The following is a 23,391-nucleotide window of genomic DNA, read 5'->3' on the forward strand; positions in this document are numbered from 1 at the left end:
CATGCCGCGCCTAGCCCCGTGGATCTTATGCTGGGGGCTGGTGACGGGACTGCCGGCCGCGGCCCAGCAGGTGGGAAACGGCGACCACGTTCAGCCGGTTGCGGGCTACCGGCCGGGCTCAGTGTTGAAGGCCGTCCCCATCTATCTGCAGCATGTCGATGGGCGGTGGTCGGCCAGCCTGACGGGCGATCTCAAGGATCCAGCCACGGAACGGGTCGATATTTCGTTACCGAGCAGTTCCACCCGGGTGATGACCCAGCCGGTCCCTGGAGGCAGGCGGCAGTGCCTGACCAAGATGAAGGACCGGGGCGAGTTCGGCTACCTGGAGTGCAATTCCGCCTTCTACTCGGTCAACAAGGGCTCGGCGGCCGCCGCCACCCTGCTCCGGGGCGTCTTGACCCTTGGCATCCTGACGGCAACAGATGCAGCGTCAGGTAATACGTCCTTCACCGTTTCGATCGATCAGCCCGCCCTCGATGCCGCCGTCAGCGAGTCCAAGGCCGTCGAGCTGGCCAGGGAATCGGTGCCGTTGCTCGAGTACCGACATCTGTTCGCCAGAGCCGGCACCCCGCAGCAGTTGCGCGCCTTCATCGCCGCCTTCGAGGAGGGTTTCGATCCTGAGTCATTGGTGGCGCAGGCCAAGGCGAAGCTGCCCACCGCCATCGCGCAGGAGGAGGCCCAGGCCCGACAGAAGGCGACGGAAGCGACGCAGCGAGCTGAGGTCCTGCACCAGCAGGAAATCCGGCGCCAAGCCGATGAGGAGGCCCTAGCGGCGTTCCGTGGCCGGCTCCGGCCTGGTGACCGGGTGGCTGCGATGTGGCGGGATGGCCGCAACCTGCTGGTCGGAATGGTCGTCGAAATGAAGCCGCCGTTGGCATATGTGCAGTGGGAGAACGCAACACCCGCCATGCAGTGGGTCCGCCTGGAAAATCTGCTGCCGCCCAGGTAGAACCTGAAACCTACGGTGCAGTCAGACGAGAGCCGAGTCGGCTGACCATTCTGGCCTTAAACTTGGCCAACTTGGTTTCAATCGGTGATTGGCGCCGCGACAACAGCAATCGGTTGCCTTGCAGTTCGAGGACAAGGCTATCCGGCCGACCGCCCAAGGCCTTAAGCATGGCGGGCGGAATGACGATCCTTCCTCCGGGGCGGATGCGCGATTGGAATCGTTTGCTCAAGGAGCGGTGGCACAACATTTGGCGTTATTCGCGAGGGACGTGAATGGACATTATTACAGAGGTAAGGCGGTATTTCCGGCCGCTGACCATCCACCCGTGGCGTGCCGCGTGGCGAGTTCGACACCGTGGCCCGCTGGTCGCTTGCTCGACTTGGCTAACCGACCTCATCGAGGTAGGCAACAGGGGAAGATGAACAATAGTGTCGACCTACAACTTTTCGTAGCCATCTAGTCCGCCGACACCAGGTGCTTCGAGCATTTCCCAGAGGTGGTCACCGACTGGCAATAAGTTGTAGGCCTGCACCAAGACCGCACTTGCATTGTTCTCACAACTGGATAACATACGAAATCGGTTGTCCGACACCAGCCAGTGCGCGTCGCAATTGCGATAGGGCGAATCAGGACACATCCTCTGCTACATCATCATTTTTCCATTGAGCGTTGCTCTGGAATGCGCACACCAGGATTCATAGCGCTCGGACTTGGAGAAAATGATGACTGTTAACACCTCTTCCTTCCCCGAAGATTCCAGCAATTTCTATAGCTTCGGCGCCCGCCGCATTGGCCGATATCTTGCCAAGCTTGGCATGCCAATTCCCGACGAAGATGCCGTGCGTAAGGAACTGCTCAACCGCTTTGAAGGAGTGGACTACTTAGCCGCCAAGCGGCTGCTTGAGAAAGAAGATTCCGCTGATTGGCACACTGTTGTCGCCGGCGAAGTGGATAGTGACCTTTCAGGTTTTTCGGTCCAAGCCGCACGTACCTTCGTTGACGGACTGGCCGCCGTTCTAGACATATGCGACCGCGAGCGCATCTTCCCCTCTGCAATTGACCGGCTTTCTGATGGAATCCGCTTACGGGTGCACGACAAGACGTTTGCCGAAATCCGGCGGATGTGTTTTGAGCCCTACCAGCCCAGACATCGCGAACGTGTCCACAGTGCCTTGAAAGGCATCCGTACCCGCGGCGAGAACGAACGGATGGTAGCCAGGCTCCGATCACTACCGGGATTTGCTTCCATCAACATTGAACTCGACCAGGATAGTTGCACTGAACCTTACGGGTTCCTGCTTGTTCCGTTCCCAGCCAACTGGGCAACGGCCATGATGTCGGCGATGGTGTCACTTGGCCTCCCGGTGAAGCGCCATGTCGCCCAGGAACTCGTGGCGCAACTGTTCGGCGCCAGCAACTGGCAACACCTGGTCGCCAATGATGGCGAGGCACGGGTCTGGGCGACGCCGTTTGCGGTAGCGAAAAGCGAGACCGATACCACTAGCTGGCGCTATTACCGGACTGTGGGCGAAAGTGTCTGGGCCTTCGGAAAGACGCTGGAATCCTGGAATGGCAAGCCATTGCTGATCGACAGCTGTAGAAGTGCCACATTGTCGGATGGTTTATACGTTGCCACAGCCTTAGTCGAGAGCCCCAGAGATCATGATCGCGAAGGCTTACCCTTCTCTACGCCAGTCGACATTATCGACCCAGAGGATTCCGACGATTACTATCCGCTGGCCAGACAGGCCGCGGCACTGCTGAATTCGGGCGGTGATCCCATGGCGGCACTCGGCTGGAGCGGCGATTTCAGCCGGAACATGCTCTCGGCGAACGTCCGTCTTGGATCGACTGGCGACAGGACGTTGCAACTCGGTGCTTGGTGGCTACGCGTGTTCGACGCTCACCAGAGAGCATATCTTTCACTCGAGCAATTTGACGCTGACGGCACGCGTATGAAGGCAGACAGTATCCCGCTTTACAAAACTACTCTGCGCCACGATGCCGAGAACAACATTCTCACAGTGCTTGGCGACTATGACCGAGAGGATGTTGCGACAATCCCGAATGTTTCGACTGAACAGATCGAACAGCTCCGACTAATGGTCAGTGAGCCAGCCGACAACCCATCGGCACCGGCCTATTGGGGACAAGGCGATATTCGGGGAGAATGGCCGCCACTGCCTAACTGAAGCCGCTGCGGTGCGAAAACCGGCCAATGCACCAATAGCCTAATGAGGATCCCAGCCCCGTTTGCCATTCTGCCTATCCGACGCAGACGGGGCTTGGCATTCCTCCACCAACCTCTGATAAACTTACTCGGGTGAAAAAGCTGCTCGTGTTTCTTCTCGTGGTCATATTACCCTTCCAGTTCGCTTGGGCTGGGGTGGGTGTGTATTGCCAACACGAGACAGGCCAAGCCGCGCAGCACTTCGGCCACCACGATCACCAGCACAAAGCGCTTGGAGATCAGGGCAAGAGCGAGTCGGGCAAGGTTAACCCGAGCGCCGACAATGATTGCAGTTCCCATCTAAATGGCCACAACTGCTTTCTCAGTAGTCTGGAAGCTTTAGTCGTAGCTCCAATTGTGGTGTTCGACGGCTTCAGCCCGCATTACTTCGCATCGCATATCCCCGACGGGCCCGAGCGCCCTGATAGACAGCTCGCCGCGTAAGCCCGGCGAGACATCCCCCTTTTTTCTGCGGCTGACGTAGCCGCCTTTTCGGTCTCGCCGGATTGTCCTGTTCATTTAGGAGAATTCGATGCGTAGACCACGCACATCCCTGATCGGGCTGCTGGGGTTGGCAGCCACCATTTTCAACCCCTTGGTTTCCCCTGCACTGGCGCAGTCTTCAACGGCGCCGGGCAACGTCAACTCGGCAGCCCTCCTGCCGAATCCACAGACCGGCAAACTCGAGCCGATCGGGCCGCTGGGCCTGGCCGCCGCGATCGATCTCGCCCTGTCGGCCAACCCTACGTTGGCCGCTGCCGCGCGCGAATTGCAGGCCGTCGAGGGGGCCGTCATCCAGGCCGGCGTACGTCCCAACCCCGAAATTGCGACTCTGGTCGAGGACACCCAGAACAAGGCCACCCGCACGACGACCTTGCAGATCAATCAGGCCATCGAACTGGGCGGCAAGCGGGCCGCCCGTATCGAGTCGGCTGAACGCGGGCGTGACGTAGCCGCCGCCGATCTGGCCACCCAACGCCTGGAAATCCGTGCGGCGACCGTGGCAGCCTTCTTCGACGTGCTTGTCGCGCAAGAGCGCGTCCGGCTGGCCGAAGCGTTGCTTGACCTCGCCCAGCGTGCGACCCAGGCTGCGTCACGACGTGTCATGGCAGGCAAGGTTTCGCCGGTGGAGGAAACCAAAGCCCGGGTGGCGGAAGGATCCGTTCGGGTGGAGTTCAATCAGGCACAAGCGGAATTGGCGAGCGCACGCAAACGCCTGGCCGCGACCTGGGGTAATCCGTCACCGCGTTTTGAGCGGGCCGATGGACGAGCCGAGACATTGCCTGCCGTACCAACGTCGGAAGAGATTACCAATCGTCTGGCGGCGTCCCCCGCCCTCGCTCGTGCTCGCCTCGAAGTCGATCGCCGCTCTGCGCTAGCGGAGGTCGAGCGGACGCGCCGGATACCTAACGTAACGGTGAGTCTAGGCGCCAAACGTGCCGAAGAGTTGGGGCGTGACCAAGCCGTTGTGGGCTTGTCGATTCCACTCCCACTGTTTGATCGTAACCAGGGCAATCTGCTGGAAGCCTTGCGCCGTGCCGACAAGGCACGGGACGAACTGGCCGCGACGGAAGTCCGCCTCTCCACCGAAATCGCCCAGGCCCACGAACGGCTCAAGGCGCTCAGCCTGGAAGTCGGGACCTTGCAGAAGGAAATTCTGCCGGGCGCCCAGAGTGCCTATGAGGCAGCCAGCAAGGGGTACGAGCTGGGCAAATTCAGCTTCCTAGAGGTGCTGGATGCACAGCGCACCTTTTTCCAGGCACGGTCCCAATACCTGCGAGCGCTGGCTGACGCCCATCGGGCAGCGGCCGACATCGACCGCGTGCTTGGCGCCGTAGCTGCGTCATCCCCAATCGGCGGTGGACAACTCTAGGAATTCATCATGAAAACAAATTTGAACAAACTCCGCTCCCAACTCAACAAGAAGCAGAGCATCGCCATCGCCATCATCCTGGTCGCAGGTTTGGCGATCAGCGCCGCGATCCTCGGCACGGGGACATCCCAACCCGCCGGCGACGGCCATGGCCACGGCAGCCATGCCGAGTCAAAGGGACACGCCGATACCGAGCACCATGGCGGGCAAGCAACCGATGGCCATGAACACGCCAAGGAGCACGGCGATGCCGAACATCATGAAGAGGGGCCACAAACCGGCCCTCACGGCGGGAAGCTTTTTGCCGAAGACGGCTTCGGCCTCGAAATCCTGCTGGCAGAAGAAGGCGGCGAACCCCGCTTCCGGGTCTGGCTCTTCCAGCAGGGCAAGCCGGTATCGCCCAGCACCGCCAAGGTTTCCGTTTCGCTTGCTCGGCCCGGTGGGGACAAGCAGGAAATCGCCTTCGCCGTGGAAAAGGACTATCTGAAGAGCGTCGTGGCGATTGAGGAGCCCCATGTCTTCGACGCGACCGTCGCGGCGCGGATGGCAAATGCCCCCTATCTCTTCACCTTTGCCCAGGAGGAAGGCAAGGTGGAACTGAGTGATGCGCAGGTTCAGGCCGCCGCTATCACCATTCAGAAAGCAGCGCCGGCCCGAATTCGAACCGCCGTGCAGTTGCCGGGAGAGATTCGCTTCAATGAAGATCGGACGGCCCACGTCGTCCCTCGGCTGGCCGGCGTGGTGGAAAGCGTTCCGGCCAACCTGGGGCAAACGGTGAAGAAGGGCCAGATTCTGGCTGTGATTGCCAGCACGGGTCTGTCTGAACAGCGCAGTGAATTGCTTTCTGCCCAGAAGCGCCTTGCCCTCGCGAAGTCGACTTATGAACGCGAAAAGAGGCTCTGGGAGGAAAAGATTTCCGCCGAGCAGGACTACCTCCAAGCGAAGCAGGTCCTGCAGGAAGCCGAAATCGCCATGGCTAACGCCCAGCAAAAACTCGTTGCCCTCGGCGCTTCCCCGCAAGCGACGGGAGCCCTCAACCGCTATGAAATCCGGGCTCCATTCGACGGCATGGTGGTGGAAAAACATATAGCCCTGGGCGAGGCCGTGAAAGAGGACGCCAGCATCTTCACCGTCTCCGACCTGTCCTCGGTCTGGGCCGAGATCATCGTACCCGCCAAGGATTTGAACACGGTCAGGGTCGGCGAACCGGCCATCGTGAAGGCCACTGCCTTCGACTCGAAGGCGGAAGGCAAGGTCTCCTATGTCGGCGCGCTCCTTGGCCAGGAAACCCGTACTGCCCGAGCGCGAGTGACGCTTCCCAATCCGCAGATGGCATGGCGCCCCGGACTCTTCGTCAACGTTGAGGTGCAGTCGGGCGAAGCAGATGTCCCGGTCGCCGTAGCAGCCGATGCCATCCAGACCGTCAATGACAAGCCCGTGATCTTCACCCGAGTACCCGGCGGCTTTGTCGCTCAACCGGTCACTCTGGGGCGATCCGACGGAAAGATCGTCGAAGTGGCCCGTGGCCTGAAACCGGGCATGTCCTACGCAGCCGCGGGAAGCTTCGTCGTCAAGTCGGAGCTGGGCAAGGGCAGTGCCGAGCACAGCCACTAAGCGAGGGAGCCGATTATGTTTGAACGCATTATCCGTCTGGCCATCGAGCATCGCTGGCTGGTACTGCTCACCGTCATCGGTATGGCCGGGCTGGGCATTTACAACTACCAGCGCCTGCCCATCGATGCTGTGCCGGACATCACCAATGTCCAGGTCCAGATCAACACCGCTGCGCCCGGCTATTCCCCACTCGAGGTGGAGCAGCGGGTCACCTATCCCGTAGAAACGGTGATGGCGGGTCTCCCGAATCTGGAACAGACCCGCTCGCTCTCACGCTACGGGCTCTCCCAGGTGACGGTGATTTTCAAGGACGGCACGGACATCTACTTTGCCCGCCAACTCGTCAATCAGCGCATCCAGGAGGCCCGTGAAAAGCTGCCGGCCGGAATTGCTCCAGCGATGGGGCCGATCTCGACCGGACTTGGGGAAATCTACTTGTGGACCGTCGAAGCCAAGGAAGGCGCCAAGAAGCCCGACGGCACGCCCTACACGCCGACCGATCTGCGCGAAATCCAGGACTGGATCATCAAGCCCCAGTTGCGCAATGTACCCGGGGTCACCGAGATCAATTCCATCGGCGGCTACGCCAAGGAATACCAAGTGGCGCCCAGCCCGGAAAAGCTCGCGTCCTATGGCCTGACCTTGCAGGAGCTGGTGACCGCCATCGACCGCAACAACAACAATGTCGGTGCCGGCTACATCGAGAAGCGCGGTGAGCAATACCTGGTTCGCGCCCCAGGCCAGGTGCATTCAATGGAAGATATCCGTAATGTCATTCTCGGCAATGTCCAGGGCGTACCCATCCGTATCCGCGACGTAGCGGAAGTCAGCATCGGCCGCGAATTGCGTACCGGCGCTGCCACCGACAATGGCCGCGAGGTGGTGCTGGGGACCGTCTTCATGTTGATCGGCCAGAACAGCCGAACCGTCTCCCGGGCAGTTGACGCGAAGATGGTCGAGATCAACCGCAGCCTGCCGGAGGGCATTCATGCTGTGACGGTCTACGACCGGACCGTACTGGTGGATAAGGCCATCAACACGGTCAAGAAGAACCTCCTCGAAGGAGCGATCCTGGTCATCGCCATTCTCTTCTTGTTCCTGGGCAATCTACGGGCGGCGGTCATCACTGCCATGGTGATTCCCCTCTCCATGCTGTTCACCTTCACCGGCATGGTGACCTACCAGGTCAGCGCCAACCTGATGAGCCTGGGCGCCCTCGACTTCGGGATCATCATCGACGGCGCGGTCGTCATCGTCGAGAACTGCGTGCGCCGTCTGGCCCACGCCCAAGCCCACCATGGGCGGGCACTAACCCGGACAGAACGCTTCCACGAAGTCTTCGCCGCCTCGCAGGAGGCACGCCGGGCACTGCTCTTCGGCCAACTCATCATCATGATTGTCTATCTGCCCATCTTCGCCCTGACCGGTGTGGAAGGAAAGATGTTCCATCCGATGGCCTTTACCGTCGTGACGGCCCTGGTTGGCGCCATGATCCTGTCGGTGACCTTCATTCCAGCAGCCGTTGCGCTCTTCATGAGTGCCCCGGTTGCCGAGAAGGAGAACAGGCTGATGTTGGCTGCCAAGCGCTGGTACGAACCCACGCTGGATCGTGTCATGTCCAACCAGCCGGTCGTACTCGTCTTCGCGACTGTCATGATCCTTTTGTCCGGTTTGTTGGCGACGCGCATGGGGAGTGAATTCGTTCCCAGCCTGAACGAAGGGGATTTCGCTATCCAGGCCCTGCGCATCCCTGGCACCAGTCTGTCGCAGTCGATCACGATGCAGCAGCAACTGGAAAAACGGCTGAAGACGGATTTCCCGGAAATCGATCGCGTCTTTGCTCGCACCGGGACCGCCGAAATTGCCTCCGATCCGATGCCGCCGAATATCTCCGACGGCTACATCATGCTGAAGCCGCAGGATCAATGGCCGGAGCCCAAGAAATCCCGGGACGAGTTGCTGGCCGCTGTGCAGGAAGTGGTTGGCAGTTTGCCGGGCAACAATTACGAGTTCTCCCAGCCTATCCAGCTGCGCTTCAACGAATTGATCTCCGGCGTGCGCAGCGACGTGGCGGTGAAGGTCTTTGGCGATGACATGAATGTCATGAACGACACTGCAGCTCGCATCGCCGCCATCCTGGAAAAGATCCCCGGCGCTTCAGAAGTCAAGATCGAGCAAACCACGGGTCTGCCCATGCTCACGGTGGACATCGATCGTGACAAGACCGCCCGTTACGGCCTCAACGTCGGCGATGTGCAGGAAACCATCTCCACGGCGATCGGGGGACGGGAGGCGGGCACGATGTTCGAAGGCGACCGTCGTTTCGACATCGTGGTGCGTTTGCCTGAAACCTTGCGTGCCGATCTCGATGCCTTACAACGCCTGCCGATCGCGTTGCCGCGTACGAACGGAAAAAGCGAGGGCCGCACGACCTACATTCCCTTGGGCGAGGTTGCCAGCCTCCAACTGGCCCCCGGACCGAACCAGGTTAGTCGCGAAAACGGCAAGCGCCGGGTTGTAGTCAGCGCCAATGTGCGAGGCCGCGATATCGGCTCCTTCGTGGCGGAGGCGCAGCGTCGTTTGGAGGAGGTGAAGGCGCCTGCCGGCTATTGGACTGCCTGGGGCGGGACGTTCGAGCAGTTGGAGTCGGCCACCCGGCGGCTGCAGATCGTTGTTCCCGTCGCGCTATTGCTGGTCTTCACGCTGCTTTTCGCCATGTTCGGTAACGTCAAGGACGGCTTACTCGTCTTCAGCGGCATTCCCTTCGCGCTGACTGGCGGCTTTATCGCACTATGGCTGCGAGGTATTCCATTGTCGATCTCCGCGGCAGTTGGCTTTATCGCCCTCTCGGGCGTCGCGGTGTTGAACGGCTTGGTCATGATCTCTTTCATCCGCAACCTGCGTGAGGAAGGCCGGCCGCTCGATGCCGCCATCCGGGAAGGCGCGCTCACCCGCCTGCGACCGGTATTGATGACAGCGTTGGTGGCCTCTCTCGGTTTCGTACCGATGGCCATCGCGACCGGCACCGGTGCCGAAGTCCAGCGGCCGCTGGCGACGGTGGTGATCGGCGGGATCCTGTCTTCGACTGCGCTCACCTTGCTCGTCTTGCCCATTCTCTATCGCCTCGCCCACGGCAAGGATGCCGATGAGGAAGACTTCACCACCGACCCAGTGCCCGGGCCGAGCGAGGCATAGCGTTTTCCAGGTGTGACCGGTGGTATGGCGCCAGATGCGGCAAAAGCTGTCGGTCACACTTTAATCCACTCACCTACGGAGGTTGATATGGGATTCTTTGAAAAACTCTTGCGAGGAGCCGCTGGTTCGCATGGCGGAGGTCATCATGGCGGTGACCGGAACAGCGGCCATCATGGCTGGGGGAACAGTTATCCCTCAAATTCAGCGCCACCCACCAATAGCGCTGCTGGTAGCCTCTCATGCCCGAAGTGCGGCTCCGCGACCACCCCTGGGGGTCGCTACTGCGCCCAATGCGGCACAGCCTTGGTTCCCGGCAATTGTGCGGCCTGCAATGCGAACCTCGCCCCGGGGACGAAGTTTTGTCCGAATTGCGGCAAGGCGCAGCAGCCATGAGCTTGGTGCCGACATTTCATGCTTAAGCACATGATCCACAGCCACCTTGAGTTTCGACTACTCATGGTCACCTTAGGGATGATGCTCACCCTTCTGGCACTTTACGGATGGGTTTGCTGGCGGGAAGGTAGGCGCGGCAAGGCACCCAAATTTTCGGAAAACCTTCGGCGTCGTCTCCAGATGACGAAGCAGAAATGGAAGCGACGCCACGATGATCAAGGAGGGGCCGCATGAGTGCGAGCCACACCCACGCGCTCCCGAGCACCGAAAACGAGCGTGCCCTGCGCTTTGCTCTGGCGCTGACCGGCAGTTTCCTGGTTGCCGAAGTCATTGGCGGCGTACTGACCGGCAGCTTAGCTCTCATCTCGGATGCCGCGCACATGTTGACCGATGCTGCCGCGCTCGCCATCGCATTGGCGGCCATCCGCATTGCCCGGCGCCCGGCCGATCGCCGACGAACCTATGGCTACCACCGCTTTGAGATTCTGGCAGCTGCCTTCAATGCCATGCTGCTGTTTGCCGTGGCGCTCTACATCCTGGTTGAGGCTTACCGGCGATTCACCTCCCCGCCCGAAATCCATTCGGTTGGGATGCTCGTGATCGCCAGTATCGGCCTCATCGTCAATCTGATCAGCATCCGCCTGCTGAGCAGAGGACAGTCAGATAGCCTCAACGTAAAGGGTGCCTATCTCGAAGTGTGGAGCGACCTTCTGGGGTCGATTGGCGTGATCGTGGGCGCGGTGGTGATTCAGCTAACCGGCTGGTCCTGGGTAGATCCGCTTGTGGCTGTCGCCATTGGCCTCTGGGTTTTGCCACGCACCTGGATCTTGCTGAAGGACAGTCTGAATATCCTGCTCGAAGGCGTGCCCGAAGGCATCGACTTAGAAGAGGTGGAGCAGGCCATGCTGGCTGTGCCAGGCGTACTCGGCGTCCATGACCTGCACGTCTGGGCGCTGACGACCGGCAAGACCAGCCTGACCGCGCATGTGGTCTATGACCAGACTTACTCCCCCGAAGACGCTTTGATGCCCGCCTTACAGACGGTGTTGGCCAACCGCTTCAGGGTAGTCCACACGACGTTGCAGTGCGAAACCAAACCCTGTGCGCGCCAACCGCAAGGCTGCACCATCGCCGACAGCACATCCGAGCACGGCGACAACCCTAATTTTCATTAACCAATTTACCAACTGACATGGAGCTCCCATGAAACCTTCCACGGTACTTTCCGCTTTTCTATTCGCTTGCTTCGTCAATCTGGCATCCGCTGCGGACGATCATAAGGGCCATGCCCACAACGAAAAGCCGGGCCAGGCGCATACCCATGATGCCAAGCCCCAGCACGATGGCGTCGTATCGGTCGTCAAAGACATCAACTACGAGCTGGTGGCGAAGGTTGATTCCCTCACCCTCTACGTGACTGATCACAATCAGCCTGTCGACACCCGGAATGCGTCAGCTACCGTAACGCTCCTGTCCGCATCAGACAAGATCGAAGTCAAATTGCTGCCAGCCGGAGGTAACCAGTTGCGTGCCCAGGGGACCTTCAAGATCCAAGCCGGCACAAAAGCTGTCGCCTTGGTCAAACTCGGCGACATGTCCGGCCAGAGTGTTCGTTTCATCCTGAATTAGACGATGGTCACTGCACCGCCCATTCGTTCGCTGACAGCCGAGGCAAGGCCTGCAGTGCACAGCGTGGGCGATGCTTTTCCACGGCCGATCGCCACCACCGCCGTATTTCATCCAACGAGGTCCGATGCCTGAGCCTTCATCGCTGTTCCCGGCGAGACAGGTGGAACTTATCGGAACTACTGCGCCTCGTGTGTCCGGGACAGGTGAAATTCCAAGCTCAACGGCGTTTTCAAGCATCCTTGAAAACGCCGTCTCACGTTCGGCGGCTGCCAATACTGCCTCAAGTGACAATTTCGACCCCGCCGGAAAATTGACTCTTGGCACTACCCATTCATCTCATTTACCAGCGAACGAGAACGGTTCAAACAACAAAAACAGAGATTTTCAACAGAAAATGCTCGGAATAAGGGCCTATAGGCAGCAGATTCTTGCGTCCAATATCGCCAACGCTGACACGCCAGACTACAAAGCGATGGATATTGAAATTACCGAGGCCGCCAGTGCCGATCAATCCCCTCCTCTTCAGTTGAACACTTCTTCGCCAGGGCATTTGAAGGGAAATTCTTCTTGGCAGTCGCCAGCCGTCAGCCTTAAGTACCATGTCCCCTCTCAGGCCGCGGTTGACGGAAATACCGTCGAAATGGATGTCGAGCGCCAGAAGTTCGCGGAGAATTCATTGATGTATCAATTCTCCCTTGATCGGGTTGGTGGTGAGTTCAAGGACATGAAAGAGTTATTTCAATCACTGAAATAAATAATCGTGTTAGAGAACTAAGGTTGGTGTCTTGCAGGGTCGCAGGCAAAAAAATTCGATGGAGTTCACGTGATGTCCAATAAAAATTCTCATAAGAAGTCCGCTCAGAAACCCGGAAAGCAGAAGGCTAGCTCCACGAGTACGTGCCTTTATCGCGTACTTGGGTATCAGCCTCTATCAGTGGATATGGTGGCGCAAACCCTGAAGGGACTGTCAATCCAGAAAACGCCGTGCAATATCTCTATCCGAAGTGCTCAATCAGAAACCGCCGTGCAGCTTCAAACCGGTGGATCTATCTTGGCAATTGAATTTGAGGCTGAGCCTAACTTCGACCTTGTCGCCGCTGCCCGACGAGGTCTCTCGCTACTAGAGGATTTCCTCTCAGCGATCGCTCTGGTACACGGATCGACATTCCAGACTACTGAACCGCTACAAGTGGCACGCTTAGGGGCGGAGAAGGTTGATGAATGCGAATTCCTAATGTTTAAGCGACTGCCGCTGAAGCATTGGAGTAAGCCAATTACGCAGCAAACCGTTGCAAAGGCAAAACACCTCCTGGCGCACTGGGATGGCTTGGAATCTGGGCATAGACTTCGAAGGGCCGCTCTGCAATATCGAGAGGCGATTGGAAACCTGGACGACACTACCGCATTCCAGGAAGCCTACATTGGCCTTGAATCGATGGAGCCACCGCTTGCTAAAGCGGCAGGGCTACCGCCAGGTACGGAAGAGGTGAAAGGTTCCTGTGAGTCATGCGGACATCAGTTCACAAGAAAGAGAACATCTCTAGTCGGTGTTCGCGCGTTCGTTTTGGATAGCATCGACCCGGAATCGGCTGAAGCGGGCCGGAAAGCAGATTGGAAATTGATCAATTCGCTCCGCAACGATCTTATGCACGGCTTGGCCGACCCAGAGAAGCTAGCTGACCGGCCCCATAAAGCCCTCCTTGCCGCGATGCACCATCTTCACGCATCTATCTGCGTTGCCTCACATGCAGCCGACCTTTCCACGGGGCGATACCAGCTCGCACGAGGTGGTCCAGTCTATCTCGTTGGCGGAAACTACAAAACGACTTCTTGGCCAGCGCTCCACGAATGGGGGACAGCCATTGAAATCACCGACGTCACGTGGGTTCCGCACAAGCAGTATGGGTTTGTACCGGAGATGAACTTCAAGAATGAAGGACTGAAGGATCTCGAAATCGGCATCGCAGTGCTGGGCGAGCCTTTCTCGTTCGCTACGATGCACTCCATCCAAGCCACAAGGTTTGAGCGCGACTAGAAGTTATGAAGCCTAGTTCTGACGTTGAACGCCAGCTTCTGACTGGCGCCAACTTCAGCTTAGGTTCGGCCCCCGCGACTACGTCAGGGTTTGCGATCTCGTAACAGCCGCAGCCCGTTGAACACCACCAGCAAGCTGGCCCCCATGTCGGCAAATACCGCCATCCACATCGTGGCGTGATCGAAGAGGGCCAGCAGCAGGAAAACGAATTTGATGCCCAGGGCCAGGGTGATGTTCTGCCAGAGCACGGAATGCGTTTGCATGGACAGGCGGATAGTCTCCGGCACACGCCGCAGATCGTCGTTCATGATAACCACGTCGGCCGCCTCCATGGCGGTATGGGTGCCAGCGCTGCCCATCGCAAAACCGATATCCGCCGTTGCAAGTGCAGGCGCATCGTTGATACCGTCCCCCACCATGGCGACGGGGTCGCCGACGCTGGCCAGCGCACGGATGGCATCCAGCTTTTCTTCTGGCAACAGATTCGCGCGCACATCTTGGATGCCAGCCTGGGCGGCAATGCTGGATGCAGTGGCGGGGTTATCTCCGGTCAGCATGACAGGGGTCACGCCGAGCTTCAGCATCTCCCCGATGGCTTCCTGAGAACTCGCCTTGATGGTGTCCGCAACAGCGAACATGACCAAGACTGTTTCCCGGTTGGCCAATATGGCGACGGTACGTCCCTGACGCTCATGCTCGAACAGGAGCGCTTCAAGTTCCGGAGAACACTGATCTCGGTCATGAATCCAGCGATGGTTACCCAGCACGTAATCGTGTCCGGCGATCGTCCCAAAGACACCACGCCCAGCCTCAGCGCCAAAGTCTTGCACGTCCATTTGCTCGGGCAGTGCCAGCCCAGTGGCCACAGCCTTGGACACCGGATGGTCAGAGCGTCCGGCCAAGGCGAACGCAATGCGCAAGACATCGGGTTCGGGGAGAGCCTTGGAGAGAATGACTTGAGCGACGAGTTTGGGGCGACCTTCAGTAACCGTGCCAGTCTTATCCAGCGCCACCGCCTTGAGTTTCCGGGCCTCCTCCAGGTACGCGCCACCCTTAATCAGAATGCCGCGTCGCGCCGCAGCAGCCAAGCCGCTGACCACCGTAACCGGGGTCGAAATGACGAGGGCGCAAGGACAGGCAATGACCAGCATGACCAGTGCCTTGTAGAGGCTGGCCATCCAGGTCCAACCCAACGCCAAGGGACCGACAAGTGCGACGCCTACGGCCAGGACAAAGACGCCAGGCGTGTAGATGGCAGCAAAACGGTCAACAAACCGCTGCGTGGGTGCGCGCGAACCCTGGGCTTCCTCAACGGCATGAATGATGCGGGCCAGCACGGTATCGCTCGCCGGGGCCGTCACCTCAAACTCCAATGCGCTGCTTTGATTGATGGTGCCAGCAAATACCTCGTCGCCCGGTCCCTTCTCAATAGGCATACTTTCGCCGGTCACCGGGGACTGGTCGACCGCGCTGTTGCCTAAGGTAACTTTGCCGTCCAGTGCAAAACGCTCACCAGGACGGACACGGACTATCTGGCCCACCTGGATTTCCTTGGCCAGAATTTGAAGCCACGAGCCATTCGGTTGACGCACCTCAGCCTGCTGTGGCGATAACTCGAGGAGGCTCTTGATAGCGTTGCGAGCGCGGTCCACTGCACGGGCTTCAATGAGTTCGGCAATCGCGTAAAGCGCCATCACCATCGCCGCTTCCGGCCATTCGCCAATCACGAAGGCACCTGCCACGGCGACCGACATCAGTGCGTTGATATTGAGCTGCCCACGCAGGATAGCCGCCAGTCCCTTCTTGAAGACGGAAAGCCCCGACAACGCGATGGCTACTCCCGCAATGCCCATACCCAGCAGCTTCCAGACAAGGGTTTCGGGAGCAACGTAAGCGACCGCCTCGGCAACAATGGCGACCAGGAGAGCCGCGATGGGTTGCACGAACTGATTACGGCTCTGTGCCGCCGAATCAACGCTTGGTTCTTCCGTAGGGAGTTCCGAATCGAAACCGGCCTTCTTGAGGGCTGCTTGAATATCCGACCATGCATCCGTCGGCACATCGAGGCTCAGGGTTCGAGCCGCCAGGTCAAACGACAAGCGACGGATAGCGGGAAATTGCTCCAGCGCACGACGAATTTGCGCTTCTTCCGTCGGGCAGTCCATCGCAGGAACCCGTAGAAGAAGTTGCCCTAAAGCGGCCCTTTGCTGCGGACCAGAACCGTCCGCTGGCTTGGCAGAGGCATTGCAGGCGTGGTTACAGCCGCAGCTGTGTTCATCAGGATGCGCGTTCAAGTTTTTTGCTTCGTGTTGAGCAGACATCTGCAGTCTCCCGTGGCAAGTTGCCAGTATTGATACCCCCATTAAAATCCCTGGAGTGGCTACAGGGTCAAGCCTAGAATACAGACATGTTTCAAGCAGGAGACCGAGATGCGTATTGGTGAACTATCCAAGGCGACCGGGGTGGATGTCGAAACCATCCGCTACTACGAGAAGGCACAGTTACTGAGCGCTCCAACGCGCAGCGACAACGGCTACCGCACCTACACCCAAGCCCATTTGGAACGCCTCGCTTTCATTCGCCATTGCCGGGCGCTCGACATTCCCTTGGCTGACGTGCAGCGTTTGCTGTCCTTCGTCGACAGTCCGCAATCTGATTGCGGGGAAATCGACCTGCTCATTGACGCGCAACTTGCCAAGGTTAGAGCCCGTCTGGCCAGCATGCAGGCCCTGGAACGCCAACTGGTTGCCTTACGCGGTCAGTGTTCGGCCCCTCATAGCGCCTCGGAGTGCGGCATCCTGCATGAACTCGTGGCGGCAGCACATGGTGAAGCTTGCGCCTGTCACCGGGGGACCAAGGAAGTTCAAGCGTGGAGCAAGTCGGGATGAACGCCCCCCTTGAAAACTGTAGATGACACCCCATTATGACCAAGGCAATTCCCAACCTCAAAGGAAATGACCATGGCAGATTTTTGCATCACAGCAGTCAGGTACAACGAAGATCGCAGCCACATTGAATATGTGCGCGTGAACGAAGAAAAACCGGAAAAAATCGGGACAAACCGAACGGTTTCGCGAGCGTTCGTGGCAGACCTCATCCGACTCGGTAAAGCAACGTTCCAAACTAGGACGAAAACCCCTGAAGGCAAGTGGAAGCTTGGTGCTCCAGTCCACCTCATTGAAGAGATTTACCTGACGACCGACAGAAACAGTACCAAGCGGGACAACTTGGGGAACCTGCCGGAGTTCTAATCAGCGTCACCGACACTTCCCAAGTGCCCGGTAGCATCCCCTGCTTTTGAAGAGATTCTTTGATAGTGGTCTTGGTGACGTTTCAGGGGCGATCATCGACATGTTGCAGCCATGGTATGGCCACGGGTAACGTTGCCGAGTGCTCTCGCACCTGACAGTCCATTCGATTGGCATTGGATCAGCAGTACTGGCGTGCTACCCTTTCAAGCCTCTGCGACGCCCTTCACCCCATCGATGATCATCAAAGAAGCCGACGACAAGAAGCCCGCAATTCAGACGCTGCAAGCCCTACTGTCCCGCCCCGACTGCGGCACCGACACCAGGAAGCGTATCGAACAGGAAATTCGTAACATCCAGGCCGGCATCCGCGGCGAGGAGGAAGCTGCCTACGAGATGCGGGTCCATTGGGGTGAGTCCAAGAATTGGATGGTCATCCACGACCTGAGAATCGAGGTCAGCGGCCTGGTCGCCCAAATCGACCACCTGCTCATCAACCGTTTCATGGAGATCTGGGTCTGCGAGAGCAAGCACTTCTCGGAGGGGATCGCCATCAACGAGCACGGCGAATTTGCTGCCTTCTTTGGGAGCAAACCCTACGGCGTGCCATCCCCCATCGAGCAGAATGCCAAGCACATCCTGATTCTCAGAAAGCTCTTCGACTCCGGCACAGTCAAGCTGCCGACCCGGCTTGGTTTCACCATCAAACCCGACCTGAAGAGCCTCGTCCTCGTCTCGAAGGGTGCCCGCATCAGCCGGCCGAAGGCGAAAATCGATGGTTTGGAGGCCATCATCAAGAATGATCAGGTCTTCAAATACATCGACAAGTCGATTGACCAGAACAACAACCCGCTGCTGATGGCGAAGATCATCGGGCAGGACACCCTCGAAGCCTTGGCGCGGGAGATCGCGCGGCTACACAAGCCGATTGCCTTCGATTGGACGGCAAAATTCGGGCTGCCGAAGGAGACTCCCGTACCGCCGGCGGCGAAACCAGGGCCCGTTTCAGCGGCACCCAAAGCCGAAGCCGCTGTGGAGGCGCCGGCGCCCGAGAGCGCAAAGCCGGCCGCCGCCGAGGAAAAGCCCAAGCAGAAGCTGATTTGCCATGCCTGCGGCGCGTCCGTGGGCTACAACGTGGCGAAGTTCTGCTGGTTCAACAAGCCGAAATTCGGCGGCAACATCTATTGCATGGATTGCCAGAAGACCGTCTCGGCAACGTAAGCGGCGGCAGAGCCGCGGGCTCCTGTCGCACGTGAGGCCGCACGGCCAGAAGCCAATTTCCGGGCGCTACGGAATTTTCCAACAATTTATAAAATTGCTGTGATAGCATTCAATTTCCGCAACAGAAATTGAATGAGAGTTCGGAAATGGAACACCAGAAAACATTGCCCGCCAGCGAGCGGGGCATGCAAGTATACAGGTGGCGGACCACGCTCGGGTGGGATTCGGCAAAGGTTGCCAAGCTGCTCGACGTGGGTCCTCGCACCATTGGCCTCTGGGAAACAGGCGTCCAGCCAATGCCGGATGCCCGGTGGCGACTCTTCGTCTACGAAGTCATCAACGAGGTCAATCGGATTCCACAAATGGTCGTCGTCGTCGCAGAGGACGAAGTAACGCCGATCGACGTGGTTTCCGACGCAAATTACGCGGGACTGGCGATCGCCGATGACGGACAAACTGCGCTCATCGCGTCATACGCGATCGACCGCCAAACTAACCAGCCACGTCTTCATCGGCAGTTGTTCCGCGTCGCCGCGAACAAACATGTGATTCGCGCAGCAGAGCGCTGGGAAAGTGAGCGCCAGGTTCCTGACCAGGATCGCGCGGCATACGAGATGCACCGCTGGATGACCCGCCGGGTGCTCCAGGGCGAACTCGGCAACCCGCGGCTGATTATGTTGAAGCAGGCGATCAACGATGCGAAGGCGGAACTCGACAAGGCGGGCGACGCCCCCGAAGATATCCGCCGAGAGCGAATTGACGCGCTGGATCGGGCAGTGGGCGCGCTGATCAGGGAAGTCGGCGAAGGTAAATCTCAGTGACGCAAGCATGGGTCCCGTTCGCGTTACTGCGGCCGAACGGGAACCTAGCGGTGGATTGGGAACTATAGCCTTGCAGGTATTGATGGACAATGGTTCGGAGGGATGCCGCTCCGCATCTGTTGCAGCAGAGACTTCACGATGTCATTATCGTGCGCTTCCTTATCGCTAAGTTCTTTGGCCTGCCATGAGCAGCATTAATCCGAAGCTCATCGCTTCTCGCCTGGCACAGGCAAGAAACCTACAAGCCTTATCAGTCGAGACTGTCAGTGCGGATACAGGCATTGCGCCTGAGCGATTAGCCATCCTCGAGAACGGATCGGAAGCGCCTTCCGGTGATGAATTGCTGATCCTGGCCAACTACTACGCCAGGGATTTTCGGGATTTCATAGACCCATCACGACCTGAGCCGTTCAAGCAGACCGACATCCTCTACCGCAGGCACGGTGAGACCTTCACGCCCAACGACCGGCGGGCTATTCAGGAGTTCTGTTTTCTATGTGAGATCGAGGCCACGCTCCAAAAGGAGATGGGCTTTCAGCACACGCCATTCGCTTTTGAGCCTTCCCCCAACGACCTCCACAAAATCCAAGGGCCGAAGGCCGCAGCAGCACTGCGACAAGCATTAGGCCATCACGGAGCCCAGATCCCTTTGGACGTCTATGCAGATTTCCGCCGGATAGGGCTTCACATCTTTCGGCGTCGGCTAGCGACCTCCGAGATTTCAGGCCTGTACATTGAGCACCCAATCGCCGGGCATTGCATCCTGGTGAATTATGACGATGATATTTACAGGCAACGTTTCTCTGTCAGCCACGAGGCAGCTCATGCCATTTTTGACTCGTCCGACGCAGCCAGCGTGTCCTACCTGCGTGGCAGCTCAAGATATGACCAACAGGACCTGAAAGAACTTCGGGCAAACCGATTCGCCTCCTGCTACTTGATGCCTCCGGAGCATCTGCCAAACGTTCATCGCTGGGACACACAGCAGGCGGTGCACTGGGCGCAGGCACTGAAGGTCAGCACGGAAGCCCTATCATTCGCGCTTCTGACCGCACAGCGTATCAACCAGGATACTGCCAAACTGATTCGTTCGGTACGGGTTCCCATGGCTGACAAGGTTGATCCAGAAGCGCCGGACTACCTCACTGAAGTGCAGGTCAACAGGCGCAAGCAACTACTCGAACGAGGCTTGTCAGACTACTACGTCGGCCTTTGCTTCGAGGCGCATCAGCGGGGCCTGATCTCGGCCGGCCGCTTGGGCGAGGCCTTGCTTGCTGACCACAGGGAGACACGCGAAATCTCCATTCTTTACGGCCGGAGCATCGTCAATGAGCTATGACCCGGCCCGTTTTGCGTCTGTCTCAGTCGTCGATACCTGCGCCATCTGGAACATGCTGTCCTCCTTACGAATCAACCAGGCAGCTATCCAGGCCAAACTTCACTTTTGTGTGACGCCTGTTGTGCTGTACGAGTGCTTGCAAAAACCTCGCTCCAACATCACGACAGAACAACAAACCCTTATGACGCGGCTGCGCAACGAGCGCGCCGCAGGCCGCTTCCCCGTCCAGGAATGCAGCTTGGATGACCTGCTTGCGATTTCCTCCAAAGCGCCTGGTCGGCTCAGTTCAGGCGAGCTTTCGTGTATTGCGACGGCCTATCGCATCCGAAGCATTGCAGTGATGACCGATGAGAAACTGGCCAGGAACTACGCCAGAGACCGATTGGGCCTGCAGGTCGAGACTACCCCGCGGCTATATGGTTACCTCCACTATCATCTCCATCTCGGTGGCGCCGATCACGATGAGGTCATCAAGGAGCATGAGCGCTTTGAGCGGCGGCCCCTCACGCCTTTTTTCAACCAGACGTTCCATGAAGCGATGCGTTGCCGGCTCATGGCGAACACGGTTTCGATCGTTGCCAGCCATTCGTCGTCACAGGGCTGAAGACGGAAATCAATAAAAGCTAGTGGAATTTTCCATTCCTTAGGCCAGCTCTGACCATTAATGCCGCTGTCGACGTCGAGTGGACTCCGGAACAATCAGCCTACTAAGAGGTGGCTACCAACGGCCGCAGGCAGTCGGTCAACGGTCGTTGCACTGGAATTCTGGCCGAGTGACCGTATATCCTCCGTCCTCTAGTAAAAAAGGCGCACTTCTCGGAAAGCAGGCGAGAAGGAAGGGGCCATAAATTCCTAGCGCCTCGGCTGGCCGGGAAGAGGGGGCGATGGCTATGCCTTGTACTCCGTCCACTCGCCCTTAGCCTGATTTTCTGACTCTTCCCGCACAAGCCACTGATCAAATTGTTCACGGCCATTGCCGCGCCAGTGAATGAGGGAGTGCTTGATGTCAGCTACTGAACGCAAGGAATTAAGGCCAGTCGACCCGCCCGGATAATATTTTTTGAACCCCCGAGCAAAGGGAATTTCTAGCAGCCAGCCATGATCGCGTTCCTGGCTGAACTGAAGGATAAATTTCTCGCTGGAGCCAACCACACCTGCGTCGCAGACTCGGTGAGTATGTTCAGCAAGGCTGCGGGAGTGATCAAGCTCGATGTCGTTCCACTGCTTGACGTAGCGTCGATATAAGCGGAATAGGCGCTCACCGTAGGCTCCAAGGTTGAGTAGCGCGCCCGATTCGAAGCCTTGCCAGCGCTTTGCTGTAGAAGGGTGCTCTCCTACCCAATACGGTTTCCTCGGTGCCATGTGAGCTTCACTCCAGGGGTGTGACAACCGCATTAAATCATACTATCGAACGACACCCCGATGCCCATGATCGTCGGCACTGACGTTATGCCATCGTAAAATCGACTGATTGACACAAATGCTGCCCCATCGGGCGGGAGGCGATGGTGGATGTCCTTTTCTTTTTCAGTGAGCGTACCCGGTTCTTGCGCCAGTTTTATGGGATGGCTGCCGGGTCTTTCGTCGAGCGGAAGCGAAAGATCGACGACCAAGAAGAACCATTTGAACCGCCGTACAGCGAAGACGGCGAACCGGCCTTCCTTGCTGAGTGGATCGAAGCGGACGAGTCTCTACATGTGCTCGCGTACTCGTGCGTATCCATGCTTGCCGGGTCGCTGCACCTCTATTTCGAGTCCTGGGTGCACCAAAGCGGGAGGCAAGTCGATGTGGAACTGAAGAAGAAGGTCTTCAAAAAGCAAGGGAAGATTGCCGGGTACGGGGCCCACTTCGAGCAGCAGTTCGGGATCGACTTTAGCTCGTGCCCGGCGGACCTCAAGCTGCTTGAGGAAATCATCCTCGCAAGGAACGTGGTGCAGCACCCACCGTCGATTACAAGTAACTGGACCTGCTATTCCGACGATGATCTTCAGAAGCTCCGAAAACCCTTTTTCCTTAACGAAAGGGAGGCCGGTCTTTTGTTGGACGACAGCGAGGACTCGCCTCGATTTTTACTTCCAACCGTGCATATTTCGGAAGAGCAACTGCTTGCAGCAATTGGCGAGGCAGAAAAGTTTGCGGGTTGGTTTGAAGAGCAGATCGTGGCGGTACTTTATGGACCAACGCGTAGTATGGGGGCACAGGAAGAGAGGGAGGTGTTGTGACAGTTGATCTCATGGCCGACTTGCCGGTGCTGCTTCCGAAGGCGACCCAGTGGGCCGAGGAACAATCGCTGGTGATTGCCAAGGGTGGTTTGGCGCTCGACAAAACACTGCTCGACGTAGGGAGACGTGTCGGAGTACAGCGCCCAGAGCTTATTCGCGTCTCCCTGGTTCAGAGTATTCCTTTACCAGATGATCCTGCACTACAAGCGGCTTGCGCCGCTGCAGGGTTCCTCAGCGAGCGCTTTAATGGCCTGACGCTCGGCCATGGAATCTATATCCGCGAGGAACGGGCAACAGTGAGACTCCTTTCTCACGAGTTCCGTCACGTCTTCCAATACGAGCAGGCTGGCTCCATTGCCGGCTTTCTGTCGGAATACCTTCGGCAAATCTTCACTATCGGCTACGACCAAGCCCCATTGGAGATCGACGCCAGGGCGCATGAGATAGACAACCTGTAATCTGCTCGTGTAACTTCAAAGCAGCCAAGGGCTACCTAACGCTTCAATAGCTTGCAACACGTGCAGAAGAGATTCGCCAGCAGCATGTCATCTTGCTATTACTTTTGGCTGAGGCCTGCTCCGATGCGGCTCGCGCAGGGCAATTCTGGTAAAGTTTCCGCTCT

Annotated in this window: 21 protein-coding genes; 19 read left to right on the plus strand and 2 right to left on the minus strand. The window is 58.3% G+C overall.

Going from position 1 to position 23,391, the window contains the following annotated elements:
• Nucleotide 1: 1 nt before the first annotated feature.
• The 11 genes from B4920_RS09010 (at nucleotide 2) to B4920_RS28740 (ending at nucleotide 13,918) form a co-directional block, all read left to right on the plus strand.
• Nucleotides 2-949 carry a hypothetical protein gene (locus tag B4920_RS09010; protein WP_079434304.1) on the plus strand — a complete coding sequence of 316 codons (948 nt, stop codon included), beginning with the start codon at nucleotides 2-4 and terminating at the stop codon, nucleotides 947-949.
• Nucleotides 950-1,659: 710 nt separating this feature from the next.
• Nucleotides 1,660-3,141 carry a hypothetical protein gene (locus B4920_RS09015; protein WP_139379468.1) on the plus strand — a complete coding sequence of 494 codons (1,482 nt, stop codon included), beginning with the start codon at nucleotides 1,660-1,662 and terminating at the stop codon, nucleotides 3,139-3,141.
• Between the two features lie 131 nt (nucleotides 3,142-3,272).
• The gene (locus B4920_RS09020) at nucleotides 3,273-3,623 is read left to right on the plus strand and encodes a hypothetical protein (RefSeq protein WP_079434306.1); all 351 of its coding nucleotides are present in this window, start codon (nucleotides 3,273-3,275) and stop codon (nucleotides 3,621-3,623) included.
• An 88-nt stretch (nucleotides 3,624-3,711) separates the two neighbouring features.
• Nucleotides 3,712-5,052: a TolC family protein gene (locus B4920_RS09025; protein ID WP_079434307.1), complete on the plus strand. Its 1,341-nt coding sequence runs from the start codon at nucleotides 3,712-3,714 to the stop codon at nucleotides 5,050-5,052.
• A gap of 9 nt (nucleotides 5,053-5,061) precedes the next feature.
• On the plus strand, nucleotides 5,062-6,666 hold the full coding sequence (locus B4920_RS09030; RefSeq protein WP_079434308.1) for an efflux RND transporter periplasmic adaptor subunit: 1,605 nt from the start codon (nucleotides 5,062-5,064) through the stop codon (nucleotides 6,664-6,666).
• 15 nt (nucleotides 6,667-6,681) lie between these two features.
• Nucleotides 6,682-9,861 carry a CusA/CzcA family heavy metal efflux RND transporter gene (locus tag B4920_RS09035; protein ID WP_079434309.1) on the plus strand — a complete coding sequence of 1,060 codons (3,180 nt, stop codon included), beginning with the start codon at nucleotides 6,682-6,684 and terminating at the stop codon, nucleotides 9,859-9,861.
• 87 nt (nucleotides 9,862-9,948) lie between these two features.
• Nucleotides 9,949-10,254, plus strand: a complete 306-nt coding sequence (locus B4920_RS30920) for a zinc ribbon domain-containing protein (RefSeq protein ID WP_079434310.1) — start codon at nucleotides 9,949-9,951, stop codon at nucleotides 10,252-10,254.
• 230 nt (nucleotides 10,255-10,484) lie between these two features.
• Nucleotides 10,485-11,429 (plus strand): cation diffusion facilitator family transporter, encoded by a 945-nt coding sequence (locus B4920_RS09045; protein ID WP_079434311.1) that lies wholly within the window; start codon nucleotides 10,485-10,487, stop codon nucleotides 11,427-11,429.
• A 28-nt stretch (nucleotides 11,430-11,457) separates the two neighbouring features.
• Nucleotides 11,458-11,883: a hypothetical protein gene (locus tag B4920_RS09050; protein WP_079434312.1), complete on the plus strand. Its 426-nt coding sequence runs from the start codon at nucleotides 11,458-11,460 to the stop codon at nucleotides 11,881-11,883.
• 124 nt (nucleotides 11,884-12,007) lie between these two features.
• A complete protein-coding gene (gene flgB / locus B4920_RS09055) occupies nucleotides 12,008-12,637 on the plus strand; it encodes a flagellar basal body rod protein FlgB (RefSeq protein ID WP_079434313.1) in 630 nt (209 codons plus the stop codon).
• 72 nt (nucleotides 12,638-12,709) lie between these two features.
• Nucleotides 12,710-13,918, plus strand: a complete 1,209-nt coding sequence (locus B4920_RS28740) for a hypothetical protein (protein WP_139379469.1) — start codon at nucleotides 12,710-12,712, stop codon at nucleotides 13,916-13,918.
• An 83-nt stretch (nucleotides 13,919-14,001) separates the two neighbouring features.
• On the opposite strand, the gene B4920_RS09065 is transcribed toward B4920_RS28740, so the two are convergent.
• The gene (locus tag B4920_RS09065; protein WP_079434315.1) at nucleotides 14,002-16,239 is read right to left on the minus strand and encodes a cation-translocating P-type ATPase; all 2,238 of its coding nucleotides are present in this window, start codon (nucleotides 16,237-16,239) and stop codon (nucleotides 14,002-14,004) included.
• A gap of 108 nt (nucleotides 16,240-16,347) precedes the next feature.
• Here B4920_RS09065 and cadR point away from each other — a divergent pair, with 108 nt between their 5' ends.
• The 6 genes from cadR to B4920_RS09095 all read left to right on the plus strand — a co-directional run bounded on the left by cadR (nucleotide 16,348) and on the right by B4920_RS09095 (nucleotide 21,151).
• Nucleotides 16,348-16,806: a Cd(II)/Pb(II)-responsive transcriptional regulator gene (gene cadR / locus B4920_RS09070; RefSeq protein ID WP_079434316.1), complete on the plus strand. Its 459-nt coding sequence runs from the start codon at nucleotides 16,348-16,350 to the stop codon at nucleotides 16,804-16,806.
• Nucleotides 16,807-16,878: 72 nt separating this feature from the next.
• A complete protein-coding gene (locus B4920_RS09075; RefSeq protein ID WP_079434317.1) occupies nucleotides 16,879-17,169 on the plus strand; it encodes a DUF3892 domain-containing protein in 291 nt (96 codons plus the stop codon).
• A 132-nt stretch (nucleotides 17,170-17,301) separates the two neighbouring features.
• Entirely contained in the window at nucleotides 17,302-18,387 is a 1,086-nt protein-coding gene (locus B4920_RS09080; protein WP_254050885.1) for a nuclease-related domain-containing protein, read from the plus strand.
• Between the two features lie 146 nt (nucleotides 18,388-18,533).
• Nucleotides 18,534-19,208 carry a hypothetical protein gene (locus tag B4920_RS09085; RefSeq protein ID WP_079434319.1) on the plus strand — a complete coding sequence of 225 codons (675 nt, stop codon included), beginning with the start codon at nucleotides 18,534-18,536 and terminating at the stop codon, nucleotides 19,206-19,208.
• 184 nt (nucleotides 19,209-19,392) lie between these two features.
• Nucleotides 19,393-20,547: an ImmA/IrrE family metallo-endopeptidase gene (locus tag B4920_RS09090; protein WP_079434320.1), complete on the plus strand. Its 1,155-nt coding sequence runs from the start codon at nucleotides 19,393-19,395 to the stop codon at nucleotides 20,545-20,547.
• A complete protein-coding gene (locus B4920_RS09095) occupies nucleotides 20,537-21,151 on the plus strand; it encodes a hypothetical protein (protein WP_079434321.1) in 615 nt (204 codons plus the stop codon). Before B4920_RS09090 ends, B4920_RS09095 begins: the two co-directional genes overlap by 11 nt.
• Before the next feature lie 284 nt (nucleotides 21,152-21,435).
• On the opposite strand, the gene B4920_RS28745 is transcribed toward B4920_RS09095, so the two are convergent.
• Complete coding sequence (locus B4920_RS28745; protein ID WP_139379470.1) at nucleotides 21,436-21,909, minus strand: hypothetical protein; 474 nt, start codon at nucleotides 21,907-21,909, stop codon at nucleotides 21,436-21,438.
• A gap of 143 nt (nucleotides 21,910-22,052) precedes the next feature.
• On the opposite strand from B4920_RS28745, the gene B4920_RS09100 reads away from it, so the two are divergent.
• Together B4920_RS09100 and B4920_RS09105 are read left to right on the plus strand one after the other, a co-directional pair.
• Nucleotides 22,053-22,769, plus strand: a complete 717-nt coding sequence (locus B4920_RS09100) for a hypothetical protein (RefSeq protein ID WP_079434322.1) — start codon at nucleotides 22,053-22,055, stop codon at nucleotides 22,767-22,769.
• Nucleotides 22,766-23,227 (plus strand): hypothetical protein, encoded by a 462-nt coding sequence (locus B4920_RS09105; protein ID WP_088179430.1) that lies wholly within the window; start codon nucleotides 22,766-22,768, stop codon nucleotides 23,225-23,227. The genes B4920_RS09100 and B4920_RS09105 overlap by 4 nt, the downstream gene beginning before the upstream one ends.
• Nucleotides 23,228-23,391: the final 164 nt, after the last annotated feature.

The sequence above is a fragment of the Zoogloea sp. LCSB751 genome (assembly GCF_002028455.1).
GTDB lineage: Bacteria > Pseudomonadota > Gammaproteobacteria > Burkholderiales > Rhodocyclaceae > Zoogloea.